We start from the raw sequence: 15852 nt of genomic DNA on the forward strand, positions 1-15852 counted from the left end.
CAAACGAATTGGCCTCACAGGGGGTCGAAGGTAATACAAGGGAGAGTTCCGTGTCCACGTCGTTCAAGCCTGCCGCGCGCTACGTAGTCCCATTCATGTTGCTTGGGCTGTGCGGGACTTGCTGTAGTGCATTTGCCTCTTCGGACAACTGCGCCGCTTTGTTGGCGATCATTCAGTCTCCCGATTCGTCGGAGAATGAGAAAGCCACTGCCTTCGAGGATCTGGCTGCAGTCGGCGACACGTCGTCCATCGAGCCGCTCTCCAAGCTGCTTAGCCACCCGAAACTGTCCCACTACGCTCGCTACGCTCTCCAAAACAACCCCGACCCAGCCGCTGGCGTCGCGCTGCGTCGCGCGCTCGACGAGCTTGATGGTCAGGCCAAGATCGGCGTGATCAACTCGCTTGCTTCGCGTGGCGACCAGCAGGCAGTAGGCAAACTGTCGGAGCTGCTTGGTTCGGACAATTCCGATTGCGCGGTCGCGGCCGCAGGTGCATTGGCGACCATCGGCACCGAGCCGGCTTTGAGTGCATTGGAGTCGTGCCCTGCGGAGAAGTCTCTACTGTTTGCCGATGCGTTGCTCGAGGCAGCATTAGTTCGCCACCAGTTCGGCGATTCTGGCAAGGCCGCGGCGTTGCTCCAGCGGATCGTTGAGGCAGATCCACCGAATCACGTCAAGCAAGCGGCAACCATAGCACTGGTGAACGTCATCGATCGTGGAAAGGCGAACTCCTTGATCGCCGAGTTGCTCGCGAGTGACGAGGAATGGAGATTTGAAGCTGGCCTTCAAGCTGTCGTAACTGCTGGGCCATCGGTTTATGCACAGAGTCTGGCCAATGCCCTCTCCGCGAGTTCGCCCGATCGCCAGTTGAGGTTGCTCTCGGCGCTGGAAACCAAGACCAAGGATGTTTCGCTGGACGTAGTTCGAACCGCCTGTGAGAACCAAGACGCGGGAGTGCGAATCGCAGCGTGTTCGGCATTGGGAACGCTTGGCAACAGCTCCGACGGACCTTTGCTGGTGCGTATGGTGCTCGAGGACGCGGATGCCGCGGATGCCGCCACCGAAGCACTCGTCAAGATGCAAGATCCGAAACTCAACGAGTTCCTGCTGAGTTTGCTGAGCAGCCCTCAGCATCCCGAAAAAGCCTTGGGAGCAGAACTGATTGGCCTGCGTTACGTTCAAAATGCGTCGCCCGAGTTGTTCGACATGGCTCGAAGTTCCGATGCAGAAGCCGTTCGAATGGCGGCACTTGGCGCGCTACAACGGATTGCGCCAGCTACCTCACTCGATCAGGTTCTCGACTTGGTCAAGCTCGCCCAGAGCACGGACGAGGAGCAACTCGCCCGCGCGGCAGCGACCGAGGTAGCGGGGCGTGCCACCGATCCTCAGCCCATAGTAGCGATCGTGGCCCAGAGACTTCAGGATTGGCCTCCCGCCAAACAAGGCATCCTGCTCGATGTGTTGGCCAAGATTGGCGATAGCGAGTCGCTGAAGTTGGTCGCTAAGGCGGCTCAAAGCGATGACCGTGCAATACAGGATCAAGCTACCCGGGTGTTGGGAAGCTGGTCGACTGCCGACGCGGCGCCGGTTCTGTTGGGTCTTGCCAAGTCCGACCATGCATTTGGAGTTCGCGCGTTGCGGGGCTATCTAAGGATTGCTCGTCAGTTCAATGTGGGAGAGGAAGAGCGACTGGCAATGTGCCGCGAAGCGTTGGCGGTGGCCAAGCGCGATCAGGAGCGTTTGCTCGCACTTCAAATCGCCGCACGTTCGCCCTCCACCGAATCGCTTGAGTTGGCCGTTTCGCAGTTGTCGACCGACGCACTCGGACCCAAGGCCAGTGAAAGTGTCGTTCTCATTGCCGAGAAGATTGCCCCGAACGCACCAGAAGCCGCTTCAAAAGCGGCCCAGGCAGTTATCGACGCCGGCGGCAATGACCAAGTCCTCGCCAGAGCGCGAAAGCTCTTGGTGCCGTAGGAATCGGACTGCGTAGCACAACCGCGACGATCGTGCCGGGCGTTGTTGTCCGGCTCCGGACCATCGGTTATGTAGCCTAATCGTCCTCGAGTTTAAGCGATGCAATGAACGCATCAAGGTCGGCGGAGAATTCTGTAAGCGTGCAGTCGAAATCGTTGTAGTAGCAAAGTGCTCCAACGTCATCATCTCTTACAAGCAGCTTGTCGGCGCCTCCGCCAGAAGAGCCGATTTCGTAGTATCTGACGCTGCCCGTGTCACACATCTTAGTCTTTCACTGCGGGTAGTTGCAGTAGTACCTCGGTTTCGACGTCGTTCACGTTGTTGGAGTACCCTCCCGCGTTTCTGCCTCGCGTGAAAAGCATCGCCGGCGTGCGATACGGATCGCGATGATCGTAGAACTCCAGGGATGGAATCCAGTCGGCGTCGCGGCTGTTGCTTTGCGCTACCCATTCTATGCTCTGGAACTGGAGATCTGCGTCGAACTCAAGGCGAGCCAATCGCGTGTAGTCTGCTCCCCACCCAGTACTCGCGATCGGCGAAACCATGAGTACCACCTGAAGGTGTCCGTTCGGCAGGCGGGCGACGCAAGGCAGGTGTTGGATGCGATACGGTGGTAAGTCGGACTTCTCGACCAGCGAATCGAGGTGATGCTTTAGCTCCTGCGACTCCCACCCCGCGTCAGATGTGTGGCGCCACAACTTGGCAGTACCATCCATCAAGTTGCCCATGATAATGCGCGGGTTGTTATGTTCGTCGAGCGAAATATTAGACAGCATCATGCGGTAGACGTACGGATGCCAAGGTCCGCCCTTTCCTCGATGCGTGGGGCTGGTGCGCGAGGCAGTCATGCCGTTGCCCTCGATTCTGTACAGGGCATCCGCAGCGATGGGAGTGCTCAGCGGTTTGTCGTTGTCCAGTTGCTTCCAGGTGTCGCCGCCATCGTCGGAGTAGATGTGTGCGGCGCCGTAGTACCTTGCATCCTCGCCCAGTCGAGCATAAGGCAAGGTAATGGTGGCGAGCACGTGCAGTCGCCCTTCGGAGTCGACTTGTATGGCATTGTGCATCCACGAGTGTTCCTTCACGACGTTCTTGATCAAAGTGATGGGCGTCGACCACTCGCCATCTTGGGGCCGGCGACAGTAACAAAGCGCCGCGTCGTGACCTCCAGGTTCCGATCGATAGGCAAGGTGCAGGGTGCCGTGGTCGTCGCATGTCAGGCTGGGATACGTCGGAGCTTTACCCGGACCGGTACGCGCAATCTCTGCTCCGTCTTCGACCAGTGCCCAAATCGTCTCGCCGGGTGGCAATTGGTAGTGCGATAGCTTACTGAAGTGCCCTCCGAGCATGAGGTGCAGCGTGCCGTCGGGGGCCTTTACCAGTGCCGCCCCGCTGTGATTGTCTTGACGCTCCTCACCCACGGTCCCCTCGTCGACGATACGACCTGTCTTTTCGTCCACGGCCGCCCAGTGATTCGTCCGCTGCGAGTCGATCCAAGTCACATAGTACTTGCCATCTTGGCGAACAATCTTGTTGCTCATCGCATAAGCCGTGGCGCGATCGCCGCCAGTGTCGGTCAAGGTGATGAAATTCGCTTCGCCACTGGGCGCGTCGCCAGTGTCGGTACGTTTCTCGGCGAAGACGGCGGTGCCGAGGCTCGCGACAACTAGTAGTGCGAACGCCTTCAGCGGGCGGGAAATACGTGGCGGGCTTACATCAGGCAGACTTGGATGCATATTAGAAACACTTGGCTTGAGAGGGAATTGCTAGCTAGTTGCGATCGATTCGACTGGTTGGCGTGGGCGAATCGGAATGGAACGCTTCAGCAGCCGCGAAGTGCGACTGAATCTCTTCCGGCGGCAGCGCGTGGTCGTAGATGGCTAGCTCATCGATCTTTCCACAGAAACACCTTTCAACGCGTGTATTGGCTAGCTGTCCTACCACCGCGATTTGTCCTTCTTCGAGCGGGGTAGCGCATTCGTCTTCGCCAACCTTCACTCCATTCACGTACACCCGCGCCAGTTCGCCGATTCGATTGCATACGATGTGTTGCCATTGGCGAACCGCATAATTCGAACTCGTAAACAGCGATGCTCCATCGACGTCCGGATCCAGCGATCGGTGCAAGTAGCGAATTCTCTTGGGGCGCATCAAGCGACTGCCACCTGAAAAGCCGCCCAGCTCGATGAGAAGGCCGTGTTTGAAATCCGAAGGCCTGCGAGGGATTCTCTTCTCAGGCACCATTACACCTGTGAGTGTGCTGGTTTGGTAGTGGCTTGGATTCACCCACATTTCGATGCAGTAGTCGGCGAGCAAAGCCGACGAAATCGGTTCGGCAGTAGACAAGTATCGTGGTCCATTCGCAGGTTCGTCCGGAGAGAAGTAGGCGTACCGATTGCCTGCCAACCCCGTGACGGTCACACCACCGTGCACGTGCAGATGGTACTGATCCTGCATTTCGTTCTGGATCAGTCCGCCAGTCGCATCTTCAAATCGCCAGTAGGCAAACGGCGCCGACTGAATTACTTCCTCGACGTACGGCTGGGTGATCACCAGCGGTCCGCCCCGCATGAAGGCCGCCGTATCGAATACGCCCCGGTTGGCTGTCCCTTGCCGTATGTTTCGCACCGTGCCATCCGCCACTTCGTGCACGAGCGAAGTTCCCGCTTCGATCCTCTGGTGGCTACTCGAGTGAGAATTCACCGCTTCAAAATCGGCGTCCCAAAGCAGCTCCAAGTTCGCCACGCCTTGGAACACATGCGTCTCACACACGCTGCCAAAAGCACCCACGCCTAGTTCGGTGCCCGGCGTCACGCAGATTCGAGCATAGGGTAGTTCAATCGCTACCGAGTCGACGGCCGTTTGATCCGAGAGACTCACCAGCATCTTGCCATACCGCAAGGCGGGTAAGCCTTCGGAGGTAATCACGACGGCCGCCGGCCCCTCAATCTGCAGCGTAGCCTGCCAGTCGGCGGAGGAGACATCGAACTTGGCAAAGCCTTCGAGCAACTCGACGGATCCGCCCTTTTGCAATACGGTTTCTGAGGGCCAGTACTGCGACGACTCGCTCCACACGCAGTGCAATGCCTCGGTAAGGCGAACGGCCGGCGCCTCGGGATTGGCACCACCTTCGATGACCGTCGCGACTTCGGGATTGCCGTTTGAGGGCCTTGTTGAGCGTCCGACAAACACTCCCAACAGCAGCGCGGCGAGCACGCAAGCAGCGGTTGCCAAGTGTTGCCTACCGCGCGACTTGTCCGCCGTGCTTGTTGGTACCGCACGTTGTGGCCGATCAGAGCCATTTGATTTGGCGCCGCCAGCCAAGTACCGTTCCATCACCGAAACGTCTTGCGCAACGCTGGCAACCAGCTGTCTCAGCTCCCGGTCGCTGCCAAGTGCCAGTTTCAACTCGGCAAGCTCCCCCGGGCTGACCTCCCCATCGCAGGATGCAAGCCACAACTGCAGCAATCTTCGGTGTTCTGTGCTGCCGTTCATGGGGCTGCTCCAATCCCAAGTTTGCGATGGATACAAGCCTGCAAGCTTTTGTGGATCATAGCCAGCGCGCGATACACTTTGTCCTTGGAGATGCCCTGTGCAGCGGCGATCTCGCGCACCGGAGAGCTTTCGTAGTAGCGAAGGTTGATTAGCTCTTTTTCCGGCGAACGAAGTCGTTGCAGGCAGTCCAGCAACGCATCGCGCCGTTGATCGGCTGATCGGGCGGCAATCATCGCCTCTTGCGATAGGGCCTCCACCAGTTCCGGTTCGTACATGCCTTCGCGCGAATGGCGATTTCGAAACGCCTGCGTTTGATAGCGTGCTACCGTACACGCCCACGCTAGGAAGTCGGTACCAGGTTTGAATTCTCGGAACTTTCGCACCAGTATGACGTTCGTTTCTTGAAAGATGTCGTCGGTGTCGTGGCGATTTCCGGTCAGGGCGAGGATGAACCCCCAGATGGCGTTCGAGTGCTTGGCAAGCAGCCGAACAAGCTCATCCTGCGACGTCGATGTCGCCTCGGGGAAGCCGCCCTCTTCTAGTTCTGCCGACATGTAGACACTTAGGGAATCGATGGACTTTGCTGGACCAAGACTACTTATCGCCTGCGACTTGATGCCACGAAACGGTTTCACCCAGCTAGATCGTGGAGCCTATGGAGGATAAGGCTCCGAGGCGATTTGTTGCAAGAAATCGCAACAGATTGGCGAAAAACGCCGATTTCCGCGTGATTATTGACGCAGGAGTGGCCACGACGCCCAACTGGTCGGTGGAGAGTTTGCCTGGGCAGCGCGGCGCGTTATCCGTATTTTTCGCGCAAGCGTCGAGCGGCTTCGACTTCGTTGCACAGTTTGGTGTAGACCTCGTCGAGGCTCACCGTGGCAGCTGAACCGGGGGCGAACCCGCAGTCGGGGTTCAGGGTGATACGTTCCGGCTGAAGGTACTTCAGCGCTTGTTCGACTCTCTCAACGATCGTATCGACCGAGTCGATGGTGCCTGGATGGCAACTAACGCACCCCAAGCCCACTTCGATGTGCTCTGGTAGCTGCTCGAACACCGACATTTCGCCGGAGCCGGGCGTAACGAACTCCATGGTCAGGTGATCCACTTCCAGTCGACATAATTGGCCCATGATCGGGTCAAAAGTGCCGCGGTGGTCGGCCTCGCCTCGCGCGCGGGCTCCTGCACGTCGGCAGAGATGAACTGCCTTCTTCACGCCATCGATGCCGGCGAACACCTGGTTGTTCATGTCGACGGCAAAATCGGCGGCGCGGTCCGCGTCGTCATAGGCGGCGCGAATATTGCTGTCGACGAACAGGCACAGATGGGGATCGTCGACCTGTACGATCGACACCCCTTCGTCACGCAACAATTCGACTTCGCGGCGCAGAATGGGGACGCAATCGCGAACGAAGTCGTCACGGTCAGGATAGGCCTTGGAAGATCGCTCAGGGTCCCACATGCGCTCGCCCAACAAGGCGGGTGCTGGCAGGGTTGCTTTGATGTCGCGCCCCGTTAGCTTCTTGAGGAAAGCCACTTCGTTGGCGATGAAGCCAGGCTGGCGGGGAGACAGCTTGTCGACAACGATGGTCCATGGGCGGCCATCCTGGGGGTTCGTGCTGACTTCAAAGCCGTGTGCCAGTTCGGCGATCACGCCGATGTATGACTTCCGCCACCACTCTCCATCCGACACTACGTCGACTCCCGCAGTCTCCTGTAGTGCAACGCTCGCGTAGATGGCGTTGCCCATCAGGCGATCGCGCTCCGCCTGACTTAGTGTGCAGGTGTCGCTGATGAGCGCCTTCACGAAGTCGGGGCGGGGCATCGACCCGATAACTGATGTGGGAAACAAGGTTTGATTAGCCATGGCTCACCACCAAGTGTTTTGTGGTCCAGTGCTTCCGAGCGTAGTCGAAGTCTTCCTGGGTATCTATTTCGATATACTCTCCGTCAGTGTCCACGTGGCAGAACGTCTCGCCGGCTTCGAGCATCTCCTCAAACAGTTGAATTTTGTACGCCTTCTCAAAAACTGACGCACCACGAAATGGAAGGCCGCTATAGGTCTCTCGCAACCGATGATAGTGCCGCCGAAGCGCACCGGCGCCGGCCGTACTAAATTTGGCGACGCCGGTGTATTCGCCGTACGCATCTTCGGGATCGATGTCGCGATTGACTTGAAGGATAGATCCCTGTTGGACGATCACTTTCTCAGCGTCATCGGGTGGGTGCTGCGTTCGGTGCTCATACCGGTCCTCCCACTTGGTATCGACGACTAGCGCAATGTCGTCGGTGTTCTCGAGCAGCATGCTGATCACATTGGGGGAGAAGAGGATATCCGAGTAACAGCAAATGAAGGGACCTTCTTCCATTAGGTCCTCTGCGTAGAACAAGGACGCGAGCACGTTATTGTTCTTCCAATTGTCGTTGAATCGGAATGTCAGCTCCGGATAGCGTTCCTCGACGGCACTCATACAGTACCCGCCCACAAAGCAGATGTCGTCCACGCCATTGGCGCGGAACGCGTCGAGTGTCCAGTCGAGGATCCTTTGGTCTCCGACCTCGGCAAAGCATTTGGGGGAATTTTCGGTAGTCGGCATCAAGCGACTACCTCTTCCCGCACCAATGATGATAGCTCGCACCTGTAAGTTCTCCCGTCTGAAAAATACGCCCTAATAGTGGTTCTGTGTTTCGCTGTTCCCAAGCGATCCAAGGACCGCCCGTCTCGTCTAATTCCCTTAGACGTGGCCGTCTCCCGTTTTGTTCCAAAGTAATGCCACCAACCCCGCCGCCAAGAACGCCCAGGCAGCCCACACCGATATGGCCACTTTCCATCCGTAGTGCTCGGCCAAGTGACCGGTCAGCAAGTCGCCAAACAGTGCCGCTCCAAAATAGCCCATACAGTTGACGAAGCCTGCGGCCGCCGCCGCGGTGCCTTCTTTCGCCAAATCCGCTGGGGCCGTCCCTACCAGCAGAACTTGTGGTCCGTAGATGGTGAAACCAATTGCCAAGAGCATCAGCAAGGTGCCCATGAAGGATACCCTTGCGACCGTGTCGTAGGCAATGGTGAGCAGGCCTAGCACGACCAGCAGGCCGCACGTAACCGGAGCACGGCGGCTGCCGAAGTACTGGTCGCTAGCCCACCCTGCCCACAGGGATCCGAGAATCCCGCCAATGGGCAGAATTGCGTACTTGATTGCCGATGAAAAGACAGCGGAGTCGAGTGCTTCTGCGGTGCTAGCTGCCGACGATGAACCAGTGACGGCGAGTCTTTCGCTCTCGATGGAGTACAGATGGGAAACGCCCCAATCGATAAAGCCATAGCGGCAAGCGTTAAGCAAGCCGAGCGACAACGCCAACAACCACAGGGCGGGATTTGACAGGGTCAGTTGGACATTGCGCAGGAAACTCCGAGGCTGTTTGGATGGACTGTGGTGCGAGTCCCAAGTGGCATCTTCTTGGTCGTCGGGGGTTTCTTTGAGAAACAGGAGCATGACTACCGCCGCGGTTAGCAGGATTGCAGGCGGCACCCAGACAGCTCCTCTCCAACCCAAGAGGCTCACGGCAACACCGGCTACAACGAAGGTGAGCCCCGCGGTTAGCTGATACCCCGTGCCGACGATTCCCATGGCCTTGCCACGTCGTGCGACTGGGACCCAGTTGCCGAGTACACGAACGCACGGGGTCCATCCAAGAGATTGGCAATAGCCATTCATGGCCCAAACAAAGAGAAAGAAGTACAGAGCTGCCCCAAAGCCGAAGGCGATATTCAGCGCTGCCGAGGCAATCATTCCTACGCTCAGCATTGCGCGTGGAGAGAAACGCTCAGCAAGCTGTCCATTCAGGAACTGACCTATTCCATAGGTTACCTTGAGCGACAGCAGCACAATGCCCATCTGCACCTTGTCGAAACCGAACTCCTGTTCGATACCAGGCAGTGCCACCGCCAGGTTGGTACGACAGAAATAGAACGCTCCATAAGTGAGCCAGAGCGTCCATATCACTTGATTCTCGCCGGATAGCAACGGCTGCGGCGTTGAAGTGGCTTGGTCAATCGACTTCATTCAGGACTCCCAGAGCAACGAGCAATTCCAACGTTCGCCGGATTAGAGCATTTGGAAACCAAATGCTGCAACCTGCGGCAACGTGTCCTGAAAGAAACCGAAGCTAATGAGTGAAGTACTGTGATCTGCAAGTTCATTTGGTAGATGGGGCGAGACCAGACTGCGCTTGATGATCTGCACATTCAAGTGCTTGTCCTCCACTCTTGTCTCGTAAAGAAAAGAACGTCAGACCAGCCGACAAGGCCGCGAGCAGGCCTGATGCAGGTTCGAAAACTTGTGTGTGGCCGTTGAGGGCGGCTTGCTGAGCCGTGCCCAGGTTGTTTCGCCAGATGGTATAGTCGGCCAAATTGACAGTGCCATCGCCGTTGCCGTCGGCAGTTAGTGCACCTGACTGGCCGAACTGACTTTTCCAAAGGTCGTAGTCAGCAATGTTAACACTGCCATCGCGATTGTAGTCGCCCGCCAGGACAAGTGGCGTAATTGGATCGTCGAATTTGATGAAGGCCCATGCGAACGTTGTGTCTTGCAAATTGCCGCTGGGCAGGTCGGTCGATTCGATCAGAAATGTCCCAGACTGACCCTCGACGTACGACAGCGTGTTGTCATCGGGAGCAGTGATGCCATTCTTCTGCGCTAGTCCAGCAACGTTCAGCAGCAGCATTCCGGATTCCGGAGATTCGTTGGGAATGCTGAGTTCATACTGCCCGGTGTCAAGCCGAGTCAAGCTGTAGGTGCCCGTTGAACTAATCTCGGCGCTCGTGTTGCCATTGTAGGTTCCGCCGATGAGGCCTTCGGTTTCGAACGGCAAGTAGATGAAGCTGAAATCCTTGTCGTCGCCAGTGTCCCCAAAGTCGGTGGCGTTATCGTGAACTCGTATGTCCCAACCCTCTCCGGACGGGAGGATACCAGTATGCACGATCGTATTGCCATTGGTGTTCGCGACCGCAAACAGCATACCATCCGACTCGGAGTTCACACCGAGATCTAAAGTGTAGCGGCCGGGACCTTCGGTCGTGAGCATGGACTGCTCGACGCGATTCGAGGCACCCGGTGCAATCGCGCCTCCCGCGTTCACGTGAGCGGCTTGCCAACCAGCCTGGAACTGGAACCAAGCGACCGCCGTGTTCATGTTAAGCTCGTTGTTACCGGAATTGCCGGTTTCCATGACGGATAGCGCCAGAATGTCTGTGCCGAAGCTGCTGCGTCCGACTTCCACGGTGCCACGATATCCCTCACGCACGTTTTCGCGCATGGTCGCCATCAACACACCCTCGAAGTAGTTCAATCCCGTCCCATCAATCGCAATTTCATAGTCGCCTCGATTGACTTGAAGCGTGCCAATCGCCGGTGCGGAAGTCTGCGGGATACTCACCGAGTCGACAGTGTTCGCTGATGGATCGGTGGGACCGGTTACCAGGATGTTGGCGGCCACCGCGTGGGAAATTAGCGGGGGTGGGGGAGGGGTTAGCGGGGCGTGAAGTTCGCTGAGCTTCAAAGTGAACTGCTGATCAAAGTCGGTGTCGAGTCGATCGAGCACTGGCGAGTAGGTTCGCACTTCAACCGTATCGCCATCGGCCTTGAACTCCAGCAGCCGCATGTCGCCCATCCCCCCCTGGGAGTTCATCTGGTAGTTGGCCAGCATCTGATGGACCGGGTTGCCGTTCACTCCCGGAGTGCTGCGAAAGCCCGTGCCATCGTTCAACACATGGCCATTGAACGTCATGCGGAAGTTATCGTGCTGCGATACCAGCTTGTCCCACAGCTCCTGGCCGTCGTTCACCGTGCTGTTGTTTTGAATCCCATAGCTGTGAGGGTTCCAACTCTGGCTGCTTCCCTTGGTGGCCCAGTCGTAGATTGTCTCGTCGTAGTACATATAAGCGTGCGTGACGAGCATCACATCGTGATCGGGGTGATCACTCACTACCTGATTGGCCCAGTCGACTACTTCGTTGCGAGGGCCCCACTCCAGCGCCAGCACCAACCAGTCTTTTCCACCGGCATTGAAGGCGTGCCAAGAGTTGTCGGTCTTGGTTGGCTCGTAGAACCCCACCGACGACTGATTGCCATAGAAACTGTTCGGGCCAAAGTAGCCATCGGTGTTGAACAGGCTATTGCGGTCTGCACCATTTCCATTGGGCCCATAGTCGTGATTGCCGGGCGCCATGGCGAAAGGGACGACGCCATTGAGCTTGTTCATCGACCCCAGGGCGTTATCCCACTGGGCTGCCGTGTTGCGATTGGTGATGTCGCCCTCGTGCAGTACGTACTTTATGTTGTGCGACACGGCATGGTCGGCAATCCACTGCGTTTGAGCATCGAAGTGCTGTGGGTACGACTGAGCGTAGATTTGAGTGTCGGGCAGAATTGCGAGCGTCCAGGAGCCCTCTTCGATAGGCGTCATTTGGCTGTGGGCCATCCGGGGCAAAAGTGAAAACCCTAGTAGCACAGCCAAGCCCATTCTCTTCAAGTCGGACATGAAGAAGTCGTTGGCACGCAGACAAGCATCGATGTGAGAAGTAAACATATTCAGCACTACGGAGGTGGTGGCGAAAACTAGTGACTGGATAGGTAAACGAGACCATGGCAATCAGAAGCTGCCATGGTCCCGTTACACGCAGTCACTGCATCTACAATTGCCTCGACCGGTGTGCTGCCAGCACCGTCAAAGTCAAGCCAAGTAGCATCACGTAGGAAGCGGGTTCTGGTATCGATGTATTGCTTGACGATTGCACAGCACCCAGGCTGCTGGCCCCAAAGTTGTCGCGCCATACTTGGTAGTCGGCTGCATCAACCACCCCGGGGGTTGAATCGCCTGGCAGGTTGGCGGTCGTCGATCCTAGGTTGTTTCGCCAAATAGTGTAGTCGGCGATGTTAACAGTACCATCGCCGTTGTAGTCGCCAGCTAGGCCGGCGGGAGGGGAGTTGATGTAGCTGGCATCGACCTCCATGACCAGTTCCGAACCAGCTATGCGATACCTCAACACGAGATCTTCAGCGTTGATCAAGTTGTTGTACGCCTCGCCAAGCGAGATCATCGAGCTTCCAGCAACCGTTGCAGATCCGTCGAGCAAAAGTTCTCCGATGTTTGTGCTGCTGGATCCACCAGCTTCGTCCCAACCGACACCCGCGGCGTCACTCTCGGTAGAGTTGATACTGGTCCATTCGCCGGATCCAGTACCAATGGTGGAGTTTAGCGAGCCGCCAGGGCTGGTTAGCTGATAGAAGTCTATATCCAAGGCAGTGCCGTTATTGACAAGTGTGACCGAACCATCGGAACGATCAACCACGGCTTCCAGTCCCGTAAAGCCTACCGACACTTCTTCGAAGTTCGAAAAGGTGGGTAGTGATTGCTGCAATGTATACAAACCAAACCGGCCGTCCGGAAATGATCCGTTTTCGTTGAACTGCTCGACCCCGTCGACCAACACCGTAATGTTTGTCGGAGTGTAGGTGACGTCGATCAAGAACGAAGTATTATTGCGAGGGTAAGCTGTGCTTCCTAAAGTTGCTCCACGAGCCAGTTCGACGACGCCACCATCCGGGTTATCGTCCGGGAAGCCGCCATACGGATTGCCAGGAGGGTAATTTGTGTGCAACCACAGTTCGTCTGCCGTCGGCACACCTTCGACTCGCGAAAGACCCAGACCAACCGGTGCAGTACCGCCGACCGTGAATTGGTGGAAAGCAATATCTCCATCTTCATCGGCCGGGTCGTCAGTGAAGTCGAAGTTCTGGTCGATTCCCTTCCAATCGATTAGCAAGTAGTCGCCTGTGAGTGAACCGAAGTAGTCGGCGTCACCGGGCTGATACCCGAATACGAGGCCAACCATGTCGTCGTCGGTCCCTGGTGTGATCCGTCCGATGTACCGCTTGTTGAGGGCGCTACTCGGCCCGTAAAGGACACTCGGGCTTGCGTTGCCAGGGACCCTAGCGGTCGTTGAAGTGGTTTCCCATATGGCGGGTGGACCACCTGACACAAGCGGAAAAGAATCGGAGTTGAAGGCGGTGAAGTCCACAGGCACTGCGTTGCCCACTCGCTGCCCGACGACTAGCAGGAGGAAAAGGCAAACGGCTGCCACAGCCCCACGCCGAGCGATTTCAGACAGCTTTGGCTTCAGCCGGTAGCTGGCGAGGCCGATGGCCGCCAATGCGAACATCGCCATTGCGGAGGGTTCGGGAACGCGCGCGCCGCTTACCATTGCTTGGAATGCCCCGGCGCCGTTGGCAGCATCGTAGTCAGCTTTGAACAAGCCAAAATCTTGAACGTCGTTATCGCCATCCAGGTCCAGATCGCCCGCCAAGGCTGCTTCTACAGCGGTGAGCGCGTCCATATCGGCGAACGTGTTGGGGAAGAAGAGCAACCAATCGTCCAGCGTAAGAGAACCGTCGGTGTTCAGATCGCTACGGCTGTACGGCATACCGCCAGGACCGTCCACAAAGCTTACGAACGCCGGTACGGTGCTGCCATCGGCAAGATTGATTTGAACAGCCACATCCTCAATTTGCGACTTGGTCCAGGCCAATCCCAGATCGACCGTCTGACCAGCCAGCAATGTGCTGCCGTCATTCTCTGGCTGCTCCTCTTCGGAGAGGATGAGAGCGGTCGACTCTAGGATTGCCCATGAGTCGGTGGAATCAACGGAACCATCGCCGGGCGCTGCATCGTAGAACTCCGTAACGGACGTCCAGTCGTCCGGGCGTAGCGCACCCCCATTTGAAGTGATGGCGTAGCCAGCAATATCCACTGGCTCGAGAGTGTTGTTTGTCAGCACCATTCTGCCATTGTCTCGATCGATAGACAGTTCGAACTCGACAACGGTTGTAGCCTCCACCAGCAGGGGGCCATCATTGGAACCGTAGGAGGAGAAGGTCACGCCATTGCCCTGGGTGCCACTACCCCAGTTGGTGAAACCCACAGAGCCCGCCAGAATGGGAGAGGAATTGTCAACCACGGGTGCATAGCTGATGGGAGTCGCTGCTCCTTCCGGGTCGTTGATTACATCGACCTTGATCGCGTGTCCAATGGCAGTCACTGTCACGTCAAACGGCACACTGTCACTAAACAAGAACTTGGGATCCGCTTGATCGTCCCGATAGATCTCGCTCCACGATCCATTGTCGTTTTTCTGAATCGACATTCCTCGTGGTGCACGCTGCCCCGAAGTTCCCATCGACTCGGTTGCAAAGTTGATGCGGTAGAACGAGTCGTCATCAGCAACACGTACTAGCAGCCCAACTCCGTCGTTATCACCATTCTGCATGCGAACACTCATGCGATAGTCAGACCAGCTCGTTGCACCCGCTTCGTCGACAACCACACCAGGGCCAATGAAATCGACGTTCGGGGCACTGGCCGTCGCCCATTCGAATCCGTTCGTATCGTCAGCGATGGTGCCATTGCGGAAATCCATTCGGAAGTTGCCAAAGTCATCCACACCCGTACCCTGCGTAGCTTCCGCGTTCGTCATCATCAGCGGGCGCCAGTTGACAGGTAGCGCGTCCGAGAAGGTAGTTGACTGGTTAACCGTCGTCGAGGACACGGAGACGGTGTCGACAGCGGTGCCCCAGAAACGATCTCCGGTAGAGCCTTCCCGCTGCCCCCACGACATGACGCCGTAGTTGCCCGGAGAGAGGTCGGCGTCGAACCCACTAAGGACCTGCCCACCATCGACCGACACTGACCAGTTGCCACCGTTTACGCTCACCTGAACGTTGTCCAAGCTACCGTCCACCGTTGGCAAGGCAGCGGTGTCCGAACCGAGCTGGGTGATAACTCCGTTAACCACTTTCTGCACGGACACACCCTCGGGAAATCCAACGGAGCTACCCGCCTGCTCCCGGAGACCTGCGCGAAAGTAGTTGTCGTTGTCCTGGTAGCCAAAGACCAAACCGTATCCGTCGTTGTCGTAGGTTCCGATGGAAGCGCTTAGATCGTATTGCGACGGAGTAACCGTCGAGGAATCCACCAATAAGTAAGGCGTGTACATTCCGTCGGCGACTCCACCAGTGGTGGTGCCGTCGGCCGCTCGGCCATCCGAGCTTTCACTCAGAACATTCGGGCCCGATAGCAGGACTCCCCAGGTTGGTTGGCCCCCCGCGAAGGGCGTTCCACTGAAAGTGTCGGTCCACCCACCGAAGCCAGTGACAAACGGGTCGTCCACCAGTACTTGCCCTGAAGTCATTGAAGCAGGTAGCAACAGACAGGCCGCGACAACGGCTGGCAACGAGCAGTGTCGGATTGCAGATCGCATTATTGGTTTCCTAGTTGTCGATAGCTGTGAAGTGAATGATAGATTTATACTATCGGAGCGAACCTGAGCCGCAGC

Annotated in this window: 10 protein-coding genes; 1 reads left to right on the top strand and 9 read right to left on the bottom strand. The window is 57.3% G+C overall.

Annotated features, from left to right (window positions below):
• The first annotated feature begins 50 nt into the window (after positions 1-50).
• Entirely contained in the window at positions 51-1973 is a 1923-nt protein-coding gene (locus ACQK2L_RS06040) for a HEAT repeat domain-containing protein (RefSeq protein ID WP_425396033.1), read from the top strand.
• A 76-nt stretch (positions 1974-2049) separates the two neighbouring features.
• On the opposite strand, the gene ACQK2L_RS06045 is transcribed toward ACQK2L_RS06040, so the two are convergent.
• From ACQK2L_RS06045 to ACQK2L_RS06085, 9 genes are all read right to left on the bottom strand, one after another.
• Positions 2050-2235: a hypothetical protein gene (locus tag ACQK2L_RS06045; protein WP_425396034.1), complete on the bottom strand. Its 186-nt coding sequence runs from the start codon at positions 2233-2235 to the stop codon at positions 2050-2052.
• A gap of 1 nt (position 2236) precedes the next feature.
• On the bottom strand, positions 2237-3706 hold the full coding sequence (locus tag ACQK2L_RS06050; protein WP_425396035.1) for a BNR-4 repeat-containing protein: 1470 nt from the start codon (positions 3704-3706) through the stop codon (positions 2237-2239).
• 34 nt (positions 3707-3740) lie between these two features.
• Positions 3741-5465 (bottom strand): LamG-like jellyroll fold domain-containing protein, encoded by a 1725-nt coding sequence (locus ACQK2L_RS06055; RefSeq protein ID WP_425396036.1) that lies wholly within the window; start codon positions 5463-5465, stop codon positions 3741-3743.
• Complete coding sequence (locus ACQK2L_RS06060) at positions 5462-6019, bottom strand: sigma-70 family RNA polymerase sigma factor (RefSeq protein WP_425396037.1); 558 nt, start codon at positions 6017-6019, stop codon at positions 5462-5464. Before ACQK2L_RS06060 ends, ACQK2L_RS06055 begins: the two co-directional genes overlap by 4 nt.
• Positions 6020-6264: 245 nt before the next feature.
• Positions 6265-7332 (bottom strand): hypothetical protein, encoded by a 1068-nt coding sequence (locus tag ACQK2L_RS06065; RefSeq protein ID WP_425396038.1) that lies wholly within the window; start codon positions 7330-7332, stop codon positions 6265-6267.
• Complete coding sequence (locus ACQK2L_RS06070) at positions 7325-8104, bottom strand: NTP transferase domain-containing protein (RefSeq protein ID WP_425396039.1); 780 nt, start codon at positions 8102-8104, stop codon at positions 7325-7327. Before ACQK2L_RS06070 ends, ACQK2L_RS06065 begins: the two co-directional genes overlap by 8 nt.
• Before the next feature lie 96 nt (positions 8105-8200).
• Complete coding sequence (locus ACQK2L_RS06075; protein WP_425396040.1) at positions 8201-9526, bottom strand: MFS transporter; 1326 nt, start codon at positions 9524-9526, stop codon at positions 8201-8203.
• Positions 9527-9659: 133 nt separating this feature from the next.
• The gene (locus ACQK2L_RS06080) at positions 9660-11927 is read right to left on the bottom strand and encodes a metallophosphoesterase (RefSeq protein WP_425396041.1); all 2268 of its coding nucleotides are present in this window, start codon (positions 11925-11927) and stop codon (positions 9660-9662) included.
• Positions 11928-12153: 226 nt separating this feature from the next.
• A complete protein-coding gene (locus ACQK2L_RS06085) occupies positions 12154-15777 on the bottom strand; it encodes a PEP-CTERM sorting domain-containing protein (RefSeq protein ID WP_425396042.1) in 3624 nt (1207 codons plus the stop codon).
• Positions 15778-15852 lie beyond the last annotated feature (75 nt).

This window comes from Aeoliella sp. (assembly GCF_965227375.1).
Classification (GTDB): domain Bacteria; phylum Planctomycetota; class Planctomycetia; order Pirellulales; family Lacipirellulaceae; genus Aeoliella.